Consider the following 17551-nt stretch of genomic DNA (forward strand, 5'->3'; position numbering starts at 1 on the left):
CAGGCTTCGCTGGACCCCGCTCCGCCTCGAGCAACTCGATCCGGATCCTGTGAAGGAGATTCCTCACGATGCGTGTGCACTCCCGCGCGAGCAGGCTGCTGCTGCCGGCGGCCGCCGCCATAGCCGTGACGGCGGCTCCGCTACTGCCAGCGGCCGCGGTCGAGCCCGACGCCTCGTCGCCGGCCGCTCGGGCGCTGGCCGCTCGTGCCCTGGCAGCGGGCGCGCCGGCACCCGGCGCACCAGGTGTCGGCGACAAGGTGTACCCGAACCTCGGCAACGGCGGTTACGACGTCTCGAAGTACCTCGTGGACTTCGACTACTCCGAGCAGGACCAGACCGTCGATGCCCAGGTCCTCCTCACGGCCCGGGCGACCCAGGAGCTTTCGAGGTTCAACCTCGACGCCGTGGGCCTCACCATCAACGCCGTCGAGGTCAACGGCAGGCCGGCGACCTTCGCGCAGGACGGCGAGGAACTGGTCATCACCCCCGCCTCGGCACTCGGCAAGGGCAAGACATTCGTCGTCAAGGTGAGCTACGGCGCCGACCCGCGCACGCCGGTTCCCAACCAGGGCTGGGTTCCGACCGAGCGCGGCTTCGCCTTGGCGCCCCAGCCGGCAGGTGCGCACGCGGTGCTGCCGAGTAACGACCACCCGTCGGACAAGGCCCACTTCGCGTTCCGGATCACCGTGCCGGAGGGGACGACGGCGGTGGCGAACGGTACCAAGGTCGCCGAGTCGACCAAGGACGGCCGGACGACCGTGGCGTACGTCTCCCGCGATCCGATCGCGACCGAACTCCTCCAGATCGCCGTCGGTGGCTACGAGATCGTCGACCGTGGCGCCGACACCGGCGTCCACCTGCGAGACGTCGTGCCGGCCGAGAAGGTGTCGACGCTCGAGCCCGCACTGTCCTTGACGCCGGGACACCTCAACTGGATTCGGCCCTACCTCGGCGACTTCCCGCTGGAGGCGTACGGCCTGCTGCCGGCCGACACCGACGACCCCGAGGCGTTCGACTTCACCGGTCTGGAGACGCAGACCCTCACGCTCTACAAGCCGGCGTTCCTCACCCAGGAGGAGAAGAACATCGGCTCGCACATGATGCACGAGATGGTGCACAACTGGTGGGGCAACAGCGTGTCACCGGCGTCGTGGTCGGACCTGTGGATCAACGAGGGGCACGCCGACTACTACGGCCTGCTCTACCGGTACGAACGCGGCTGGCCGGACGCGCGCGGCTTCACGACGATGGAGCAGCGGATGAAGTACACCTACAGCCAGGGCGACATCTGGCGGGCCGAGTCAGGTCCGGTGGCAGACCCGAACGCCGCGAACCTGTTCGACAACCAGCGCTACACCGGCGGTGTCCTCGTTCTCTACGCCCTGCGGGAGAAGGTGGGTCCGGAGCCGTTCGCGCAGATCGAGGACGCGATCCTCGCGAAGTACCGCAATGGCAATGTGAGCACCGCGCAGTTCGTCGCCATGGCAGCCGACGTGTCCGGTGACCCGTCGGTCAAGCCGTTCCTCGAGGAGTGGCTCTACGGCACGAAGACGCCGCCGATGCCGAACCACCCCGACTGGCCCGTCGACCCGGTCCCGACCGGGCCGGTGGCAAAGAGCACGCTCCAGACCGACCGCCTCGGGACCAAGTAGGAACGAATGGAGCAGTCGACCATGCGGGACCAGCGAAGAGCCCGGCATCTCAGGATCACACTCATGGCACCTCTGCTGGTAGGGGCGATGGCAGTCCCCGCATGGGCCGGCGGTCCGACACCGGCCGATGCTGGTGGCCCGGCGGGGGGTCTCGCGTCGCCAGAAGCGAGACGACCTGTTGAGTCCGCTCGGCTCTCCGCCGAACTCAGGAAGGCCGTCGACGACCAGCGGTTCGCCGACGGTCTCGTCGACCTCTTGCCACCGGCGACCTCACCGGCCGATCTGCTCCGCGAGGACATCGGTGGCGGGCCGTGGCCGATGCGGCCGAACGACGCGAGCGTCCCCAACACCCGCACGCCGAACGTCGACGCGGCGGTGATCGAGCTCGACGGCTCCGGTCGGCCGAGCGCGGTGGCGAACGTCCTGCTGAGCAAGGACTACCCGCACGGCGTGGTCGTGCCGGTCGACGAGGATCTCGGGACCACCCAGGTCCGCTGGCGGCGCTGGAACACCGAGGAGTGGGACGCCGGTTCGGCCGGATCGGAGGACGTCGTTCCCGGCCGGGAGCACGCCCCGCTGGAGATGATGTCGCCCTACCCGGCGTCGGTGCTGAAGCTGATGGTGGGCTTCGGAATCCTCCAGCAGGTCGACGAGGGTGTGCTCGGGCTCGACGACGATCTGGCGTACGCACCGGCCAACACCAGCTGTGGCGAGCCGGGCACGATGACGATCGCCGAGTGGTTCGAGCTGATGATCACGGTGTCGGACAACCGCGCGACCTGTGCGTTGCTCAAGAAGCTGCACGACCTGGGCGAGGTGGACCCGCTCAACGCGACGTTCGCCGACCTGGGGCTCGGGACCCTGCAGGTGCGGGGCTCCAACCCCGCGACCGGCGGTACCTGGCTCGGCATGAACATGTCCGCGCTCGACACCGCCCGCCTCCTGCTGGTCGTCTCCGGGGCATCGGGCGAACTCTGGCGTACGCCTGCCGGCGATCCGGTGACCGCCGACCTGTTGAGCGCGTCCTCGCGCGAGTTCTTCACGGGACACCTGGCTGACCAGGGCCTCAACCAGGCACTCTCCACGACCAACTGGTGCGGTCGGGACTACCCGGCCGCGGGCATCCCGCAGCGGGTGCCGGACCGTTGGATCGATCCGGACGACGGCACGGTGACCGTCGCCGGGCGGGTCTTCGGCCAGGACGTACGACCGTGCAACGAGACCGCCGAGGTGGAGTTCGCCCACAAGACCGGCCTGACCAACCAGGCGGGCGGTGACGCGGGCATCGTCCGCTCCCTGCCGGGCGCGGGTGCGCGGCAGCGGTCGTACATCGTCGTGGTCTACACCAACCTCGGGCTGCGGTTCGCCGACGCTCACAAGCCGGCCGACCCGCCGGGCATCCACCCGGTCTCCTACACCGAGAAGATCGCCACGCTCGGTCGCGACATCGACCTCATCATGGCGCGCCGAGGGTAAATGACCACGCTGAGCAGGTGCGGGGAACCCGGGCCAGGCGTGGATGGCTTGCGGGACAGCACCCGCCTGCTCAGCGTGGTCATTCGCCGGCCGAAGCTCTCGGTCTCCGACCCCGCCGACCGGCCGGTGATCAGGAAACGGTGCGCCGACTCGGCTCAGTCCTCATGCTTACCGTGCCGCGTGCTCACCGCGCCGGCGGCGGCGCCGGTGACGAGCCAGGCGCCGCTGCGCTCGCGGAGCATGAGCGTCACCAGGCGCGCCACCATGAACCCGCCGAACGCCCACCAGAGCGCGACCAGCCCGCCGTCGAGACCGAGCACCAGTCCGGCAAGTGGCAGGAACGCGACGAGCGTCCAGAGTCCCGCGTACGCCAGATAGCGCCCGTCGCCCGCACCGATCAGCACACCGTCGAGCACGAAGACGATGCCGGCGAGTGGTTCGAACACCGCGAACACGAGGATCACGTCGGCCAGCAGGGCCTGCACCTGCGGGTCGGCGGTGAAGAGGGGGATGTAGAGCGGCCGGGCCAGCACCAGGACGAGCCCGAAGACCAGGCCGGCGGCGACGCCCCATTCGATCATCCGCCGGGTCGCCGCCCGGGTACCGGCGACGTCGGAGCCGCCGAGATAGCGCCCCACGATGGCCTGGCCGGCGATGGCCAGCGCGTCCAGGGCGAGCGCGAGAGTTGTCCACAGGGTGAAGGCGACCTGGTGGGCGGCGAGCGCGGTGTCCCCGACTTCGGTGGCGACGTAGGTCGTCACGAGAATCGCGGCGCGCAGGGTGAGGGTGCGTACGAGCAGCGGGACCCCGCCGTGAGCGGACTCGCGGATTCCGCCCAGGTGGGGACGCAGCGAGACGCCGTGCCGGCGGGCGCCCCGGACGACGACCACCACGAGCGCCACGGCGCCACCGGTCTGCGCGACCACGGTCCCCCACGCCGATCCGGCGATCCCCCAGCCGAAGCCGTAGACGAAGAGCACGTTGAGGACGACGTTGGCGCCGTACGCCGCGCCCGCTATCCACAGGGGCGTCCGGGTGTCCTGGAGGCCGCGGAGGACACCGGTGCCGGCGAAGGTCAGGAGCAGCGCCGGCATGCCGAGGACGCCGATCCGCAGGTAGGTGACGGCGTACTCCTGGACCGCCGCCGACGGGTCGAACGCCCCCACCGCGGCAGGTGCGGCGAGCACGCCGACCAGCGCGAGCACGACACCGAGTCCGAGCGCGAGCCAGAGGCCGTCGATGCCGCCGGCGATCGCCGCCCGTCGGTCGCCCGCCCCAAGCTGCCGCGCGACCGTCGCGGTGGTGGCGTACGCAAGGAAGATGAAGAGCGTCGCCAACGTCTGGAGGGCGGTGCCGGCCAGGCCCAGCGCCGCGAGCTGGGGGGTGCCGAGGTGGCCGACGATGGCTGAGTCGGCGAGAAGGTAGAGGGGTTCGGCGACGAGGGCGCCGAAGGCCGGGACGGCGAGCCGGAGGATCTCGGGGTCGTGCGGGTTCCGCAGCGCGCGCCGGAGGCGTGATGACACAGGCGGTGACTCCTCGGACAGCAGAGTGGGACTTCTCAGGAACCAGGGCGTCCACAGCGACCCCCGATGGACGGGCATCCGAGCGGCGACGGCGGCGCCCGGAAATTGCCCACCACATAGTTTCTATCCACAGCGTGGGGACGTCGAATGCGCAGGCGATCCGGCTGATCGTCGCCGCAGCCGACCCTCATCCACAGGGAAGTCCCCAGGCTGTGCACAGCGAATCCCCAGGTTCTGCACCATTCCACGCCTGTCGTCCACAGTCGCTGTGGACGACGAGCTTCGCGACGCGCGGTGTTCCCGCGTACTGTCGTGCTCCACGTCGCACAGCGGCGTTCGCCCTGCTCACACCCCCGATTCGAGCTCCGCCGGCAGTTGTCGGTGCCTTGCGATAGGACAGATCTCGCATGCCGGTGGAAGCTGGTCGCCCACCACCTCGGGGGCGTGACAGGGTCGCGACGTCCGCTTCGTGTGGAGTTCGTCGGTGCACACCGAGCCTGGGGGAAGGACTACACCTGCTGTGAGCGTGAGTGAGCTACATGGACCGCGATCGGCCGCGCCTGGTGGCATGCCGGACCGCATCCCGCCGCAGGATGTCACCGCGGAGCAGTGCGTTCTCGGCAGCATGCTCCTGTCGAAGGACGCGATCGCCGACGTGATCGAAGCGGTCCGGGGCACGGACTTCTACAAGCCGGCGCACGAGACGGTCTACGAAGCGATCCTCGATCTGTACGGCCGGGGTGAGCCGGCCGACGCGGTGACGGTGTCGGCGGAGCTTCAGCGCAGCGGCGAGCTCGGCCGGATCGGCGGAGCGCCCTACCTCCACACCCTGATCGCCTCCGTACCCTCCGCCGCCAACGCCGGCTACTACGCCGCGATCGTGCGGGAGAAGGCGATCCTGCGGAGGCTGGTGGAGGCCGGCACCAAGGTCACCCAGCTCGGCTATGCCGGCGACGGTGACGTCGACGACGTGGTCGACCGCGCCCAGGCCGAGGTCTACGGCGTCACCGACAAGCGCGGCAGCGAGGACTACCGCCCGCTCAGCGAGATCATGGAGGCGACCCTCGACGAGATCGAGGCGATCGGCTCCCGTGGCGGGCAGATGATCGGGGTGCCGACCGGCTTCGCCGACATGGACAGCCTCACCAACGGCCTCCACCCCGGCCAGCTGATAGTGGTGGCTGCGAGACCCGGCGTGGGCAAAAGTATCCTCGCTCTCAACCTCGCGCGGTCGGCGTCGATCCACAACGATCTGGCGTCGGTGATCTTCTCACTCGAGATGAGCCGCACCGAGATCACCATGCGGCTGCTGTCGGCCGAGGCGCGGGTTCCCCTGCAGCACATGCGGCAGGGTTCGATGAGCGACGACGACTGGGCGCGGCTCGCTCGCAAGATGGGCGAGGTGTCCGGAGCACCGTTGTTCATCGACGACTCGCCGAACATGACGCTCATGGAGATCCGCGCCAAGTGCCGACGCCTACGGCAGCGGCATGATCTGAAGCTCGTCATCATCGACTACCTGCAGCTGATGACGTCGGGCAAGCGGGTGGAGAGTCGTCAGGTCGAGGTGTCGGAGTTCTCGCGTAATCTCAAGCTGCTCGCGAAGGAGCTCGAGGTCCCGGTCGTCGCCGTCGCCCAGCTCAACCGTGGTCCAGAGCAGCGCACCGACAAGCGCCCCATGCTCTCCGACCTTCGCGAGTCCGGATGCCTGACCGCCGACACACGGCTGTTGCGCGCCGACACCGGTGCGGAGGTCTCACTCGGTGAGCTACTGGCCTCGGGTGCGCGGGACGTGCCGGTGTGGTCCCTCGACGACCGCCTCAAGTTGGTGCCGCGCACCATGACGCACGTCTTCCCCAGCGGCGTCAAGGAGGTGTTCCGGCTGCGTCTGGCGTCCGGAAGGGAGATCACCGCCACCGCCAACCATCCGTTCCTCACCTACGACGGATGGCGACCGCTCGGGGAGCTTTCGGAGGGCACTCGGATCGGGGTCGCCCGCCATGTTCCACCACCATTGGGCATCGAGTCGTGGGATCCCGACGAGGTGGTGATGCTGGCGCACCTGCTGGGGGACGGTTCGTTCGTACGCCGGCAACCGATCCGCTACGCGAGCATCGACGAGGCCAACCTCACGGCCGTCACGGAGGCGGCAGCGCGCCGCTTCGGGATTACGGCGGTCCGGGACGACTACCCGGCCGCGCGGGTGACGACGCTCCGGCTTCCGGCGCCGTACCGGCTCACGCACGGGCGCCGCAATCCGATTGCCGCCTGGTTGGACGAGTTGGGGCTCTTCGGGCTGCGGTCGCACGAGAAGTTCATCCCTGCCGGCGTGTTCTCCCTCCCGAAGACGCAGGTCGCGCTCTTCCTCCGGCACCTCTGGGCCACCGACGGCTGCGTCCACCGGGACCGCCGAGGGAACGTACGTGTCTACTACGCCTCGACGAGTCGGCGCCTGGCCGACGACGTTGCCCGTCTCCTGCTGCGGTTCAACGTGTTCACTCGGGTGAAGGCGGTGAAGAAGTCGGGATATCGGGACTCGTACCATGTGCACGTCGTCGGAGCGGAGAACCAGGTCCGGTTCCTCGAGGACGTGAGAGTGCATGGGGCCCGAGGTCTCGTGGCGGAGGAGATACTTCCAGGCCTCCGGGCGGTGACAGGCAATCCCAATCTCGACACCGTGCCTCGCGAGGTATGGGAACGCGTTCGGGCAGTTCTCACCGAGAAGCAACTGACTCACCGGCAGTTCGCCGCAGCCATGGGAACACAGTTCTGCGGATCAACGCTCTGGAAGCATGCACCGAGTCGAAGCCGGCTGGGCCGGATCGCTAGCGTCCTCGACAGTGCTGACCTGGAGACATTGGCGACCAATGACGTCTATTGGGATTCGGTGACCTCCGTCGAATCGCTGGGCGAGCAGGATGTCTATGACGCGACGGTGTTGGGCACGCACAACTTCGTCGCCGAAGGAATTGCCGTCCATAACAGCATCGAGCAGGATGCCGATATGGTGATTCTCCTGCATCGCGAGGATGCGTACGAAAGGGAGTCGTCGCGGCCGGGTGAGGCGGACTTCATCGTCGCCAAACACCGTAACGGGCCGACAGCCAACCTCACCGTCGCATTTCAGGGTCACTACCAACGTTTTGTCGACATGGCCCAGGGATAAAACTCGCGGATTGCGTCGGCGTCACTTCTCCTGGAGAACGGACAGGACGTTGCCGGCCGGGTCCTTGAACCATGCGATATCCGGCCCGTGGCCGCGCATGACGCCCTTCTCGTCGGTCTTGATTCGCTCGTACCGTTCGAACTCGACGCCACGCCGCCTGAGTTCGTCGACGGCGACGTCGATGTCGTCGACCGGGAAGTTGAGGATGGTGAACGTCGCCGGCGTGTGGTCGCGTTTCGGATAGACGAAGATCTCGGCTCCACCCGCGATGTGCAATGTGAGCATCCCGTGCTCCTCGGACACGTCCAGCCCGAGCGTGTCGCCGTAGAACTTCTTGGCGGCCGGGATGTCGTTGACCGCAAACCCGCTGAATGCCCTGGCGTCCTTGAACATCTGGCGTCCCCCCTTTTGCAGTGACGGCGGCAATCGCGCGACGACGTGGACGAGTGGTCGCCACAGTGATCCCGCTGTCCACGCTACCGCCGGGACAGGACCATGCACTTCACAGCCGACCCAAAGCTCGGCAAGTCGCGCCTACGTGGGGAAGGCCTCGGAGGTGGCGGAGGCGTCGGCGGCAGGAGGGGTCTCGGCGGCGGGGGAGGTCTCGGCTGATCCGCGCCGTGGTTTGGCGTTGCGCAGCCGGATGCCGCTGAAGCTCAGGGTGCTGGCGATCACCTCGTCCCAGAACTCCCAGAGGTTGTCGAGCAGCCGGAGCTGGATCCCGGCCGCCTGGTGGAGGGACAGGAGATCCCGCACCGGCTCCGGCGGGCCCAGCGGCTCGACCGGCTCCGTGGCGACGACCGCGTGTGGCTCCGCCCCGCCAATGGGGGCGAACGGTGCGGCGGGCAGGCGGTAGGCGTACAACGCGACGCTCTGAATTCGCTCGAGCCAGCCGTACTCGATCGCGTGCACCCGGGCCCCGCATCCCGCCCCGATGATCCGGTCACGGTCCGCCGCCGTCGTGTTCGGACCGACCCATGCCATCGCCCGCGGGCAGTCGCGAGGGAACCAGTAGTCCTGTGCGCGCCCGGCGTCGACCGCCCATACGTACGCCTCCTCCTGGCTGGAGGTGGGCGCGACGTGGGGGACGAACCTCGTGATCGCGGGATCCTCGGAAAAGTGCAGCACTTCTCCGTACTTCGGTCGCATCCTGATGTTCTATCGTCGAACGACCCTGGCCGGCCAGGCCAATTCCGCGCGCACGAGAGGTGAGGTGTCGAGGGTGACGACGTGGGATGCGGACCGGATTCTCGCCGAGTCGGCGAAGTGGCACTGGATACCGCCGGGCGCGACGGAGGTGGAGACGGACCAGATCCACCTGTATGTCAATGCAGGAGCCGCGACCCTCATCCGCGCCGACCCCGACCCCGACCCTGCCGCTGACCCCGACCCTGCCGCTGACCCCGACCCTGCCGCTGACCCCGACCCTGCCGCTGACCCCGACCCTGCCGCTGACCCCGACCCTGCCGCTGACCCCGACCCTGCCGCTGACCCCGACCCTGCCGCCAGCCAGGGCGCGGGCACCGGAACGGCTGCGGAACTCGCTCCCGAAGGTGCCGGCGCCGACAGTACGCCGGACACCGAGGACGCCACTCGCCGGCTGATCATGAAGGTCGCCGACCTGGCCCGCCGCCACGGCGCCGACCGGGTGATGTGGGGGGTCGGCCCCGACCCGCGGCCCGCGAACCTGCTCGACGTCCTTCAGGCACTGGGCGGTGAGGTGACCGTGACGCTGGACGTCTGTGCGTACGACCTCACCACCGGCCTGCCGACCATTCCGGTGCCGGAGGGCGTGACCGCGGGGCCGGTCGCCACCCGCGAGGACACGGGCGCCGCCATGCGGGTGGGGGCGATGGTCTGGGGTGGTGACGAGCCGACGGACGCCGAGATCGACAAGCAGTACGACAATCTCGGCGACGAGCCCGGACTCTTCCTCGCCCGACATGCCGATGAGCCTGCCGGAAGTGGCGGCTACACCCTCGCCGGTCCCGTGGCCCGGCTGTGGGGTGCCGGCGTCCTACCGGCGTTGCGGGGCAACGGTGCCTATCGCGCGCTGGTTGCCGCGCGGCTGCGCGACGCCGTGGCGCGCGGCGTGACCCTGGCGCTCGTCCACGCCAACGTGGGTACGTCGGCGCCGATCCTGCGGCGACTGGGGTTCACGGTCTACGGCCAGCGTCAGATCGTCACCTTGCTCATCCGGTAGGTCGCCCGGGGCCGCGAATGACCACGCTGAGCATGCCTGTGTTACCTGGACCAGGCATGGACGCCTCGGCAAAGTCCACAGGCCTAGCTAGCGTGGGCTTTTGCGCTCGGCTTCCTCGGGCGGTCTGTCTGGTTGGGCGGCATGTTTGGTTGGTCAGTCGATCGGCCCGGTCGGTCTGCCAGGTTGCCCAGGGTCGGTCTGCCTGGTTGCCCCGGGTCGGTCCCGGTCGATCTGGCTCATCACCCTGGTCGTCGAACAGGCTCCCGCTCACAACCCTGGCCGTGCAGGTTACTTGCCTGGCCGGCCAGGCAAGTGCTCCTCGCCGAGGCGTCGATGCCCTGCCCGGGGTGTTGGGGCATGCTCAGCGTGGTCATTTGCAAGGAGCTGGCGGGCGGCGTCGCACCTTCAGAGCAGTCGGCTTCGAAGTCACCGGAGTCGGGAGCTCAGCGGGCGACGAAGGCGAGCGGGTCGTCGGCGTCGACGATCTCCTTGCCCAGCGGGAACAGCGAGACCGGCACCAGTTTGAAGTTGGCCAGTCCGAGCGGGATCCCGATGATCGTGAGGCACTGTGCGATGCCGGTAACGATGTGGGCGAGCGCGAGCCACCACCCGGCGAGAACGACCCAGATCACGTTGCCCAGCAGGGACGGCGCGCCCGCGTCGCGTCGGTCGACCAGGCGCCGCCCGAACGGCCAGAACGCGAAGTTGGCCATCCGGAACGACGCGACACCGAAGGGGATCGTGATGATCAGCAGGCACAGGACCACCCCGGCCACGGCGTAGCCGAGGGCGAGCCACAAGCCGCCGAAGATCAACCAGATCACGTTCAGAAGGAGCCGCACTCCTTCATTGTCGCGCACGCATCGAGCCTCGGTGGGCGGTCCGGATGTCGAAAACTCCTCTTGAGGCGTACCAGTTAGACCAGATAACGTCTACAAGGTCCAGGTGGTCCAGCCGGCGACGGTGAACACGACGAAGGAGCCCACCCGCGTGCGCGTACATCCCACCGTGTTCGCCGACCCGTCCGCACTCGGCGAGGCGCTGGCGGTCAGGATCGCCGACGGGCTCGAGGCGGCGACGAGGGCCGGTCGGCGTTACGTCCTCGGCTGCCCCGGCGGGAGGAGCCCGATGACGACCTACACCGCTCTCGCCGGCCTGGTCCGCCAGCGCCAGCTTGACGTGTCCGGGCTCGTGATCGCGATGATGGACGACTACGTCGAGCCCGTATCGACGCAGCGCGCCGGCTTCGCCCACGTCCCGGACGACCTGCCGCACAGCTGTCGCCGGTTCGGCCGCGAGGTCATCGCCGAACCGCTCTCGACCGCCGCCGGTCCCGGCCGGGCCATCCCCGCCGACCAGCTGTGGATGCCCGATCCCGCCGACCCGGAGGACTACGACCAGAAGCTCGCGGCCGTCGGCGGGATCGACCTCTTCATCCTCGCCACCGGTGCGACGGACGGGCACGTGGCGTTCAACCCGCCGGGTACGCCAGCCGGCTCGGTCAGCCGGGTCGTCACCCTCGCGGACAGCACGCGCCGGGACAACCTCGTGACGTTCCCGCACCTCCGCTCGCTCGACCGGGTCCCCGAACACGGCGTCACGGTGGGCATCGACACGATCCGGCGCCATTCGAAGAGTGCCGTCATGCTCGTCCACGGCACCGACAAGTCCGAGGCCGCCGCGAGGCTCACCACCGCCGATCGGTACGACCCCGACTGGCCGGCCACCGTGATCACCGAGTGCCAGAAGCCCGCGCTGTACGTCGACAAGGCCGCCCAGTCCGGTCCACCACACGCCACGAGGTTCTGACCAGCCTCTGGCCGCAGAACCCGCCCCCAGTCCACCGCTCTCGAAGACAGTCCACCGCTCTCGAAGACAGTCCACCGCTTTCGAAGATCGTTCCGTACGCAGGCGAAGGAGAAGTCATGGCCCGGATCAAGCTCGCCTACCTCGGCGGAGGTTCGACGCGTGCGGCCGGCACGATGGCGTCGTTCGTCCATCACGGCGCGGAGTTCGACGGATCCGAGGTCGTGCTCATCGACCTCGATGCCGAACGCCTCGCCCTGATCAAGGAACTGGCCGTACGCATGGCGAAGCATGCCGGCCTCGACCTCACAATCACCGCGACGACGAACCGCAGGGAAGGGTTGCGCGACGTCGACGCCGTGTTGTCCAGCTTCCGGCCCGGTGGTTTCGAGGCCCGCGCCCTCGACGAACGCATCCCGCTCAAGCACGGCGTGATCGGCCAGGAGACGCAGGGTCCGGGCGGGTTCTTCATGGCCCTGCGTTCGATCGCGGTCATGCAGGCGGTGGCGGACGACCTCGCGGCGGTCGCGCCGAACGCCCGGATCTTCAACTACACCAACCCGGTCAACATCGTGGCGCAGGCAATGACGAGCTACACCGACATCCCGATCGTCTCGCTGTGCGAGGGGCCGATCATCTTCCCGCGCGGGGTCGCGGAGGCCGCCGGTCTCGATCCCGACAAGCTGCAGGCGACGATGGTCGGCATCAACCACAACTGTTGGAGCACCACCCACACCTACGACGGGCAGGACTTCATCGCCGTCCTGCGCGAGGCGTACGACGGGCGCCGCGACGACCCGAGCATGTCGGAGGGGTCCCACCAGCTGATCCGGCTCGCGCTGGCGATGGAGTCGGTTCCGTCGTACTACTTCCTCAACTACTACTTCCGTGACGAGGTTCTGCGGCACCTGCGCGGCAAGGCGACCACCCGAGCCGAGGACATCATGGCCGAGGTCCCGGGCTACTGGGCGCACTACACCGAGCAGGCGAAGTCCGACGCGCCCGTGCTCGACCCGCGGCGGTCCCGCGGCGGCATTCACGAACTGGAGCTCGCGATCGACGCGATGAACGCCTTCTACAACGACACCGGCGAGGTGCTGCCGGTCAACCTGCCGAACGCCGGTGGGGCGCTGCCCGGATTCGACGACGACGTGGTGGTCGAGGTGTCGACGAAGGTGGACGCGAGCGGGTTCACGCCGCTGCCGCAGAAGCCGCTGCCGCATGCCGTGCGCGGGCTCGTGCAGGCGCTGGCCGAGCACCAGGTGCTCGCGGCGAAGGCCGGTTGGGAGGGGTCCGCGGCAGACGGGGTCCGTGCGCTGGCCGCCCATCCGTTGGTGCCGACGCTGCCCGTCGCCGAGGAGCTGTACGCCGAGATGGCCGCCGCCCACGCCGCCCACCTGCCGGCCCGACTGCAGGCCTAGGGAGCCGTGATCCCACCAGACACCCCCCGCCGTTCGTCTAAGGTGCTGGCCTGATGACCCCGCTCTACCTCGGCGTCGACGCCGGCAACAGCAAGACCGTGGCCCTGCTCTGCACCGCGGCCGGGGAGGTCGTGGGCAACGGGCGGTCCGGCAACGGCGACATCTACGGCGCGCCCTCCGAGCGCGCCGCGGTCGAGGCCGTGATCGCCGCCGTCAAGGAGGCCTTGACAGGCGCGCAACCGGACGGCATCGGTGGCGCGGCCTTCCGGTTGGCAGGCGTCGACTGGCCGGAGGACCATGCGTTCTGGGTCGACGCGCTGGCGGCGGAGTTGCCGGACGTCGCGGCGTTGCGGGCGTACGACCGGTGTTCGATCTCGAACGACGGGTTCGCGGCGATCCGCTGCGGCGAACCGAGCGGGATCGGCGTGGCGGTGATCGGCGGCACCGGCTCGGCGGTGGCGGGACGTGGGCGGGGCGGTGCCGAGTGGAGCATGAGCTTCTGGATCCAGGACGCCCACGGTGCGTCGGGACTGGTGGCCGGCGCGCTGCGGGCGGTCTACCGGGCTGAGCTGGGTCTCGGGCCGAAGACGGCGCTGACGAAGCGGCTGTTGGCCTATTTCGGGTACGCCGACGCCGAGGAGATGCTGCACCAGTTCACCCGCCGGGGCGGCCGGCCGTCGCGGCCGTGGCACACCGCCGCCCGGGAGATGGCGGGGGCGGCGGCGGACGGCGACGCTGAGGCCCTGCGGATCCTGCGCGAACACGGGGAGCACCTGGCCGACTATGCACGGGTGACGGCGGCGAGAGTCGGTTTCGACGTCGCGAGCGAGGAGGTGCCGGTCGTCCTCGCCGGCTCGGTGATCGATGCCGACGGGTCACCGGTGCGGGCCGCCGTGTTGGCCGCCCTGCCCGAACGCTTCGCCAGTGCCCGACCACGGCTCGCGACCCTGCCGCCCGTCGCGGGCGCCGCCCTCGACGCGCTGGCCGAGGCCGGCGTGGAGGTGACCGCGGAGGTCATCGCCCGGCTGCGGGCGTCCATGCCGCCGCCGGCGTTCGTCCGGACCTGAGCACGGATGCTGACGTGGACGTGAGCGGGCGCCGGCTTGGTACCGTCCACGCTGTGAGTACCCAGGTGGGGACCGGGACCGGCGCGGGGCGCGCCGCGATGCCCGACCCCGCCCTCGACCCGCCTGCCCCGCTGGACTCCGACATGGCACAGGTGCCGGGGCCAGCCGCGCAGCTCGCCTACACCGAACTGGCCGACGGCCTCCGCCGCGGCATCTATCCGGAGGGCTCCCGCCTCCCAGGCGAGCGGGACCTCGCCGCGCGGCTCGGTGTCAGTCGTACGACATTGCGCCAGGCACTCGGCCGCCTCGCCGCCGAAGGCCAGCTGACGCGGGCGTCCCAGCGCGGGTGGTTCGTGGCGCGCCGGGTCGTCGGCGAGCCACCCAGCATCCTGCAGAGCTTCAGCGAGATGGCGCGCGCCCGGGGACTCGAGCCAAGCTCGCACATCCTCGCCCAGGAGGTACGCCCGGCGACGTTCGAGGAGGCGGAACGTCTCCGGATCACCCCGTCGTCCCGGGTCCTCGAGGTGCGGCGGGTCCGCGGCATGGACGCCGTACCCGTCTGCCTCGACACCACGGTCCTGGTCGCCACCCGCGCCGAAGCGCTGGTCGACGCAGACCTGGAGGACCGTTCGCTCTACGACGCGCTCGCCGACCTGTGCGGTGTGGTCGTGGCGCGCAGCTCCTACGCCGTGCAGGCCGCTGCGGCGGATCGCGAGGCCGCCCACCTGCTCGACATCGACGAAGGCAGTCCGGTGCTCGTCGGGCAGGAGACCACCTACGACGCGGCCGAGGTGCCGGTGCTGACCAGCCGGACGACCTACCGCGGCGATGCGTACCGCTTCCAGGCCGACCTCTACCGCCCGCTGTCCTGACCGGCCGCTCAGAACTGTCCTGACCGGTCGTACGGAAGGAGTCTTCGCGTGGAGCACCTTGGCGCGTACACCGATCTCGTCCACGCGGCCGCCCGGCACCAGGGGGAGCGCCCGCCCGTCAAGCCTGGCCCGGATCTCCGGAACGCGATCGGCGACGTCCTCGGCTTCGGTGCGCTGCCGGCGGTCCCGGCCGACGTACGCACCGATCGCACCTGGTCCCGCGACGGAGTTGCCGTCGAGGAGGTCTCGTGGTCGGTGGGCTACGGCCCGCGGACGCAGGCATGGGTGCTCAGACCGGGCGGCGCCACGGGGCCGCTGCCCGGCGTTGTCGCGCTGCACAGTCACGATGGCGTCAAGGCGTACGGCAAGGAGAAGATCGCCGACGGTCCCGACGGGTCCGTCGCCGAGACGGTCGCGCGGATGCGGGACCAGGCCTACGGCGGGCGCGCGTACGCGAACGCACTGGCGCGCGAGGGTTTCGTCGTCGTCGTGCCCGATGCCTTCTGTTGGAGTAGCCGGCGGTTTCCGTTGGAGACGATGCCCGAACGCATCCGCCTGCTGGGCGCGCAGTCGGCGGCCGCGGCGGGTGACGGTCCGGAAGAGGCGTACGAACGCAGTGCCCGGCTGCACGAGGACCTGGTGGCGAAGTACTGCAGCGTCCTGGGAACCACGCTGGCCGGCGTCGTGGCGTACGAAGACCGGGTGGCAGTCGCCTATCTCCGGTCCCGGCCAGACGTCGCCGGGGAGAGCGTCGGGTGTGTCGGCCTGTCCGGCGGCGGATGCCGGTCGGCGCTGCTCCAGGCGACCTGCGACGACATCGGTGCCGCCGTGGTCGTCGGCATGATGAGTACGCACGCCGCCTTGCTGGACCGGCTGGTCGACAACCACACGTGGATGTTCTTCCCGCCCGGCCTGGCCCGACTGTGCGACTGGCCGGACCTCGCGGCGAGCCGGGCGCCCGCTCCGCTGCTGGTTCAGTACGACCGGGACGACCAGCTCTTCACCCTCGACGGGATGAAGGCCGCCGACGCGGCGATCGCGGAGCACTACCGGCAGGCTTGCGCGCCCGAGGCGTACGTCGGCGAGTTCTACGACGGGCCGCACAAGTTCGACGTGGCGATGCAGGAGTCGGCCTTCGCCTGGCTCCGCGCGCAGCTTGCGTAGCCCGCGGGGACGCGCCCAGCTGGCGTAGCGCGCGGAGACGCGCGTCCGCTGACGTGGCCCGCAGGGCCCGTCAGCTGGCGAACTCCACGGAGCCGGTCAGCTGGCGAGCCAGGCGTCGATACCCGCGGACGCCTGTTCCTTGACCTGCGCGGGCGCGGCGGAGGCGAGGACGGAGGTCCGCGCGACGGCGGCGAGCTGGTCGTCGGTGAGCTTCAGCTCGTCGCGGCACCGTTCGTACTCTCTGAGCAGGTCGGTGTCGAACAGCAACGGGTCGTCGGCGTTCACGCTGCACGCCACCCCCGCGTCGAGCAGGCGGGGCAGCGGATGGTCGGACAGGGATGGTACGACGGAGAGCATGACGTTGCTCGTCGGGCACACGTCGAGGCTGGTCGGCCCCTCGGCGAGCCGGGACACGAGCGCGGGATCCTCCACGGCGCGCACGCCGTGCATCAGTCGGTCCGCTCCGAGCAGGTCGAGGGCGTCGCGGATGCTCGACGGCCCGCTCAGCTCACCGGCGTGCGGCACCGCGAGCAGCCCGGCCGCCCGGGCGATGCCGAACGCGTCCACGAAGTCGGCCGGCGGCGCGGCGGTCTCGTCGCCGTCCAGGCCGAAGCCCACGACGCCACCGCCCGCGCGAGTGGCCGCCAACCGGGCCACCTCGACCGCTTCCGCGGGCCCCCGGTCCCGATTGGCGGCGACGACCAGCCCGAATCCGGTGCCTGCCGCCGCCGCGGCCGCCCGGCCCGCCTCGACGACCACCGCGATCGCCTCGTCGTGCGTACCGATCCGGCCGCCGAACAGCCCCGGCCACATCGACACCTCGACCCAGCGGGCGCCGGCCGCTGCGGCGTCCTCGACGATCTCCCGGACGACCCGACCCACCTCGTCCCGGGTGCGCATCGACCGGGCCGCGGCCATGATCGTCTCGCCGAAATCGGCGAAGCTGCCGTACGACGTCGGCAGTGGAGCAGGAAGCCCGGCCGCTGCCGCGAGCTCGCGGTAGGTCGACAGCCGCAGGGCGCCGTCGAGGTGAAGGTGCAGGTGGGCCTTGGGCAGCGCGCTCAGGTCTCGCATCGGTCGATGATCGCATCCGGAGCAGAACTTTCGTGATCACGCTCAGGAGCGCGGGACCGAGCCGAGCGCCGCTCCGATATGAGGGCCGTCAGTAGGGCCGACAGTGCGGCCGACAATGAACGACAGT

Annotated in this window: 14 protein-coding genes; 9 read left to right on the forward strand and 5 right to left on the reverse strand. The window is 69.9% G+C overall.

Annotated elements, in window-relative coordinates; all coding sequences use genetic code 11:
• Positions 1-68: 68 nt before the first annotated feature.
• Positions 69-1652 carry a M1 family metallopeptidase gene (locus ABN028_RS23115; RefSeq protein WP_349698071.1) on the forward strand — a complete coding sequence of 528 codons (1584 nt, stop codon included), beginning with the start codon at positions 69-71 and terminating at the stop codon, positions 1650-1652.
• Positions 1653-1715: 63 nt separating this feature from the next.
• Positions 1716-3128: a serine hydrolase gene (locus ABN028_RS23120; protein WP_349330381.1), complete on the forward strand. Its 1413-nt coding sequence runs from the start codon at positions 1716-1718 to the stop codon at positions 3126-3128.
• 155 nt (positions 3129-3283) lie between these two features.
• Here ABN028_RS23120 and ABN028_RS23125 read toward each other — a convergent pair whose 3' ends face one another.
• Positions 3284-4651: an MATE family efflux transporter gene (locus ABN028_RS23125; protein ID WP_349698072.1), complete on the reverse strand. Its 1368-nt coding sequence runs from the start codon at positions 4649-4651 to the stop codon at positions 3284-3286.
• A gap of 568 nt (positions 4652-5219) precedes the next feature.
• Here ABN028_RS23125 and ABN028_RS23130 point away from each other — a divergent pair.
• A complete protein-coding gene (locus ABN028_RS23130; RefSeq protein ID WP_502879206.1) occupies positions 5220-7817 on the forward strand; it encodes a replicative DNA helicase in 2598 nt (865 codons plus the stop codon).
• Between the two features lie 21 nt (positions 7818-7838).
• Here the strand turns inward: ABN028_RS23130 and ABN028_RS23135 are convergent, their stop codons facing one another.
• Both ABN028_RS23135 and ABN028_RS23140 read right to left on the reverse strand, forming a co-directional pair.
• Entirely contained in the window at positions 7839-8210 is a 372-nt protein-coding gene (locus tag ABN028_RS23135) for a VOC family protein (RefSeq protein WP_349330384.1), read from the reverse strand.
• A 141-nt stretch (positions 8211-8351) separates the two neighbouring features.
• Positions 8352-8966 (reverse strand): DUF6886 family protein, encoded by a 615-nt coding sequence (locus tag ABN028_RS23140; protein WP_349330385.1) that lies wholly within the window; start codon positions 8964-8966, stop codon positions 8352-8354.
• A gap of 73 nt (positions 8967-9039) precedes the next feature.
• On the opposite strand from ABN028_RS23140, the gene ABN028_RS23145 reads away from it, so the two are divergent.
• Positions 9040-10020, forward strand: coding sequence for a GNAT family N-acetyltransferase (locus ABN028_RS23145; RefSeq protein ID WP_349698074.1), 981 nt, complete (start codon positions 9040-9042; stop codon positions 10018-10020).
• Between the two features lie 443 nt (positions 10021-10463).
• Here ABN028_RS23145 and ABN028_RS23150 read toward each other — a convergent pair whose 3' ends face one another.
• A complete protein-coding gene (locus tag ABN028_RS23150; RefSeq protein WP_349330387.1) occupies positions 10464-10862 on the reverse strand; it encodes a YccF domain-containing protein in 399 nt (132 codons plus the stop codon).
• A 148-nt stretch (positions 10863-11010) separates the two neighbouring features.
• Here ABN028_RS23150 and ABN028_RS23155 point away from each other — a divergent pair, with 148 nt between their 5' ends.
• The 5 genes from ABN028_RS23155 (at position 11011) to ABN028_RS23175 (ending at position 16350) form a co-directional block, all read left to right on the forward strand.
• Positions 11011-11829 carry a 6-phosphogluconolactonase gene (locus ABN028_RS23155; protein WP_349698075.1) on the forward strand — a complete coding sequence of 273 codons (819 nt, stop codon included), beginning with the start codon at positions 11011-11013 and terminating at the stop codon, positions 11827-11829.
• Positions 11830-11945: 116 nt separating this feature from the next.
• Positions 11946-13247 (forward strand): family 4 glycosyl hydrolase, encoded by a 1302-nt coding sequence (locus ABN028_RS23160; RefSeq protein ID WP_349698076.1) that lies wholly within the window; start codon positions 11946-11948, stop codon positions 13245-13247.
• Positions 13248-13300: 53 nt separating this feature from the next.
• Positions 13301-14314: a BadF/BadG/BcrA/BcrD ATPase family protein gene (locus ABN028_RS23165; protein WP_349698077.1), complete on the forward strand. Its 1014-nt coding sequence runs from the start codon at positions 13301-13303 to the stop codon at positions 14312-14314.
• A gap of 53 nt (positions 14315-14367) precedes the next feature.
• Positions 14368-15186: a GntR family transcriptional regulator gene (locus tag ABN028_RS23170; protein ID WP_349330391.1), complete on the forward strand. Its 819-nt coding sequence runs from the start codon at positions 14368-14370 to the stop codon at positions 15184-15186.
• Between the two features lie 48 nt (positions 15187-15234).
• A complete protein-coding gene (locus ABN028_RS23175; RefSeq protein ID WP_349698078.1) occupies positions 15235-16350 on the forward strand; it encodes a dienelactone hydrolase family protein in 1116 nt (371 codons plus the stop codon).
• Positions 16351-16446: 96 nt separating this feature from the next.
• Here ABN028_RS23175 and add read toward each other — a convergent pair whose 3' ends face one another.
• Positions 16447-17424 carry an adenosine deaminase gene (gene add / locus ABN028_RS23180; RefSeq protein ID WP_349698079.1) on the reverse strand — a complete coding sequence of 326 codons (978 nt, stop codon included), beginning with the start codon at positions 17422-17424 and terminating at the stop codon, positions 16447-16449.
• Positions 17425-17551: the final 127 nt, after the last annotated feature.

Origin of the sequence: Actinopolymorpha sp. B17G11 (assembly GCF_040196095.1) — a bacterium.
Classification (GTDB): domain Bacteria; phylum Actinomycetota; class Actinomycetes; order Propionibacteriales; family Actinopolymorphaceae; genus Thermasporomyces.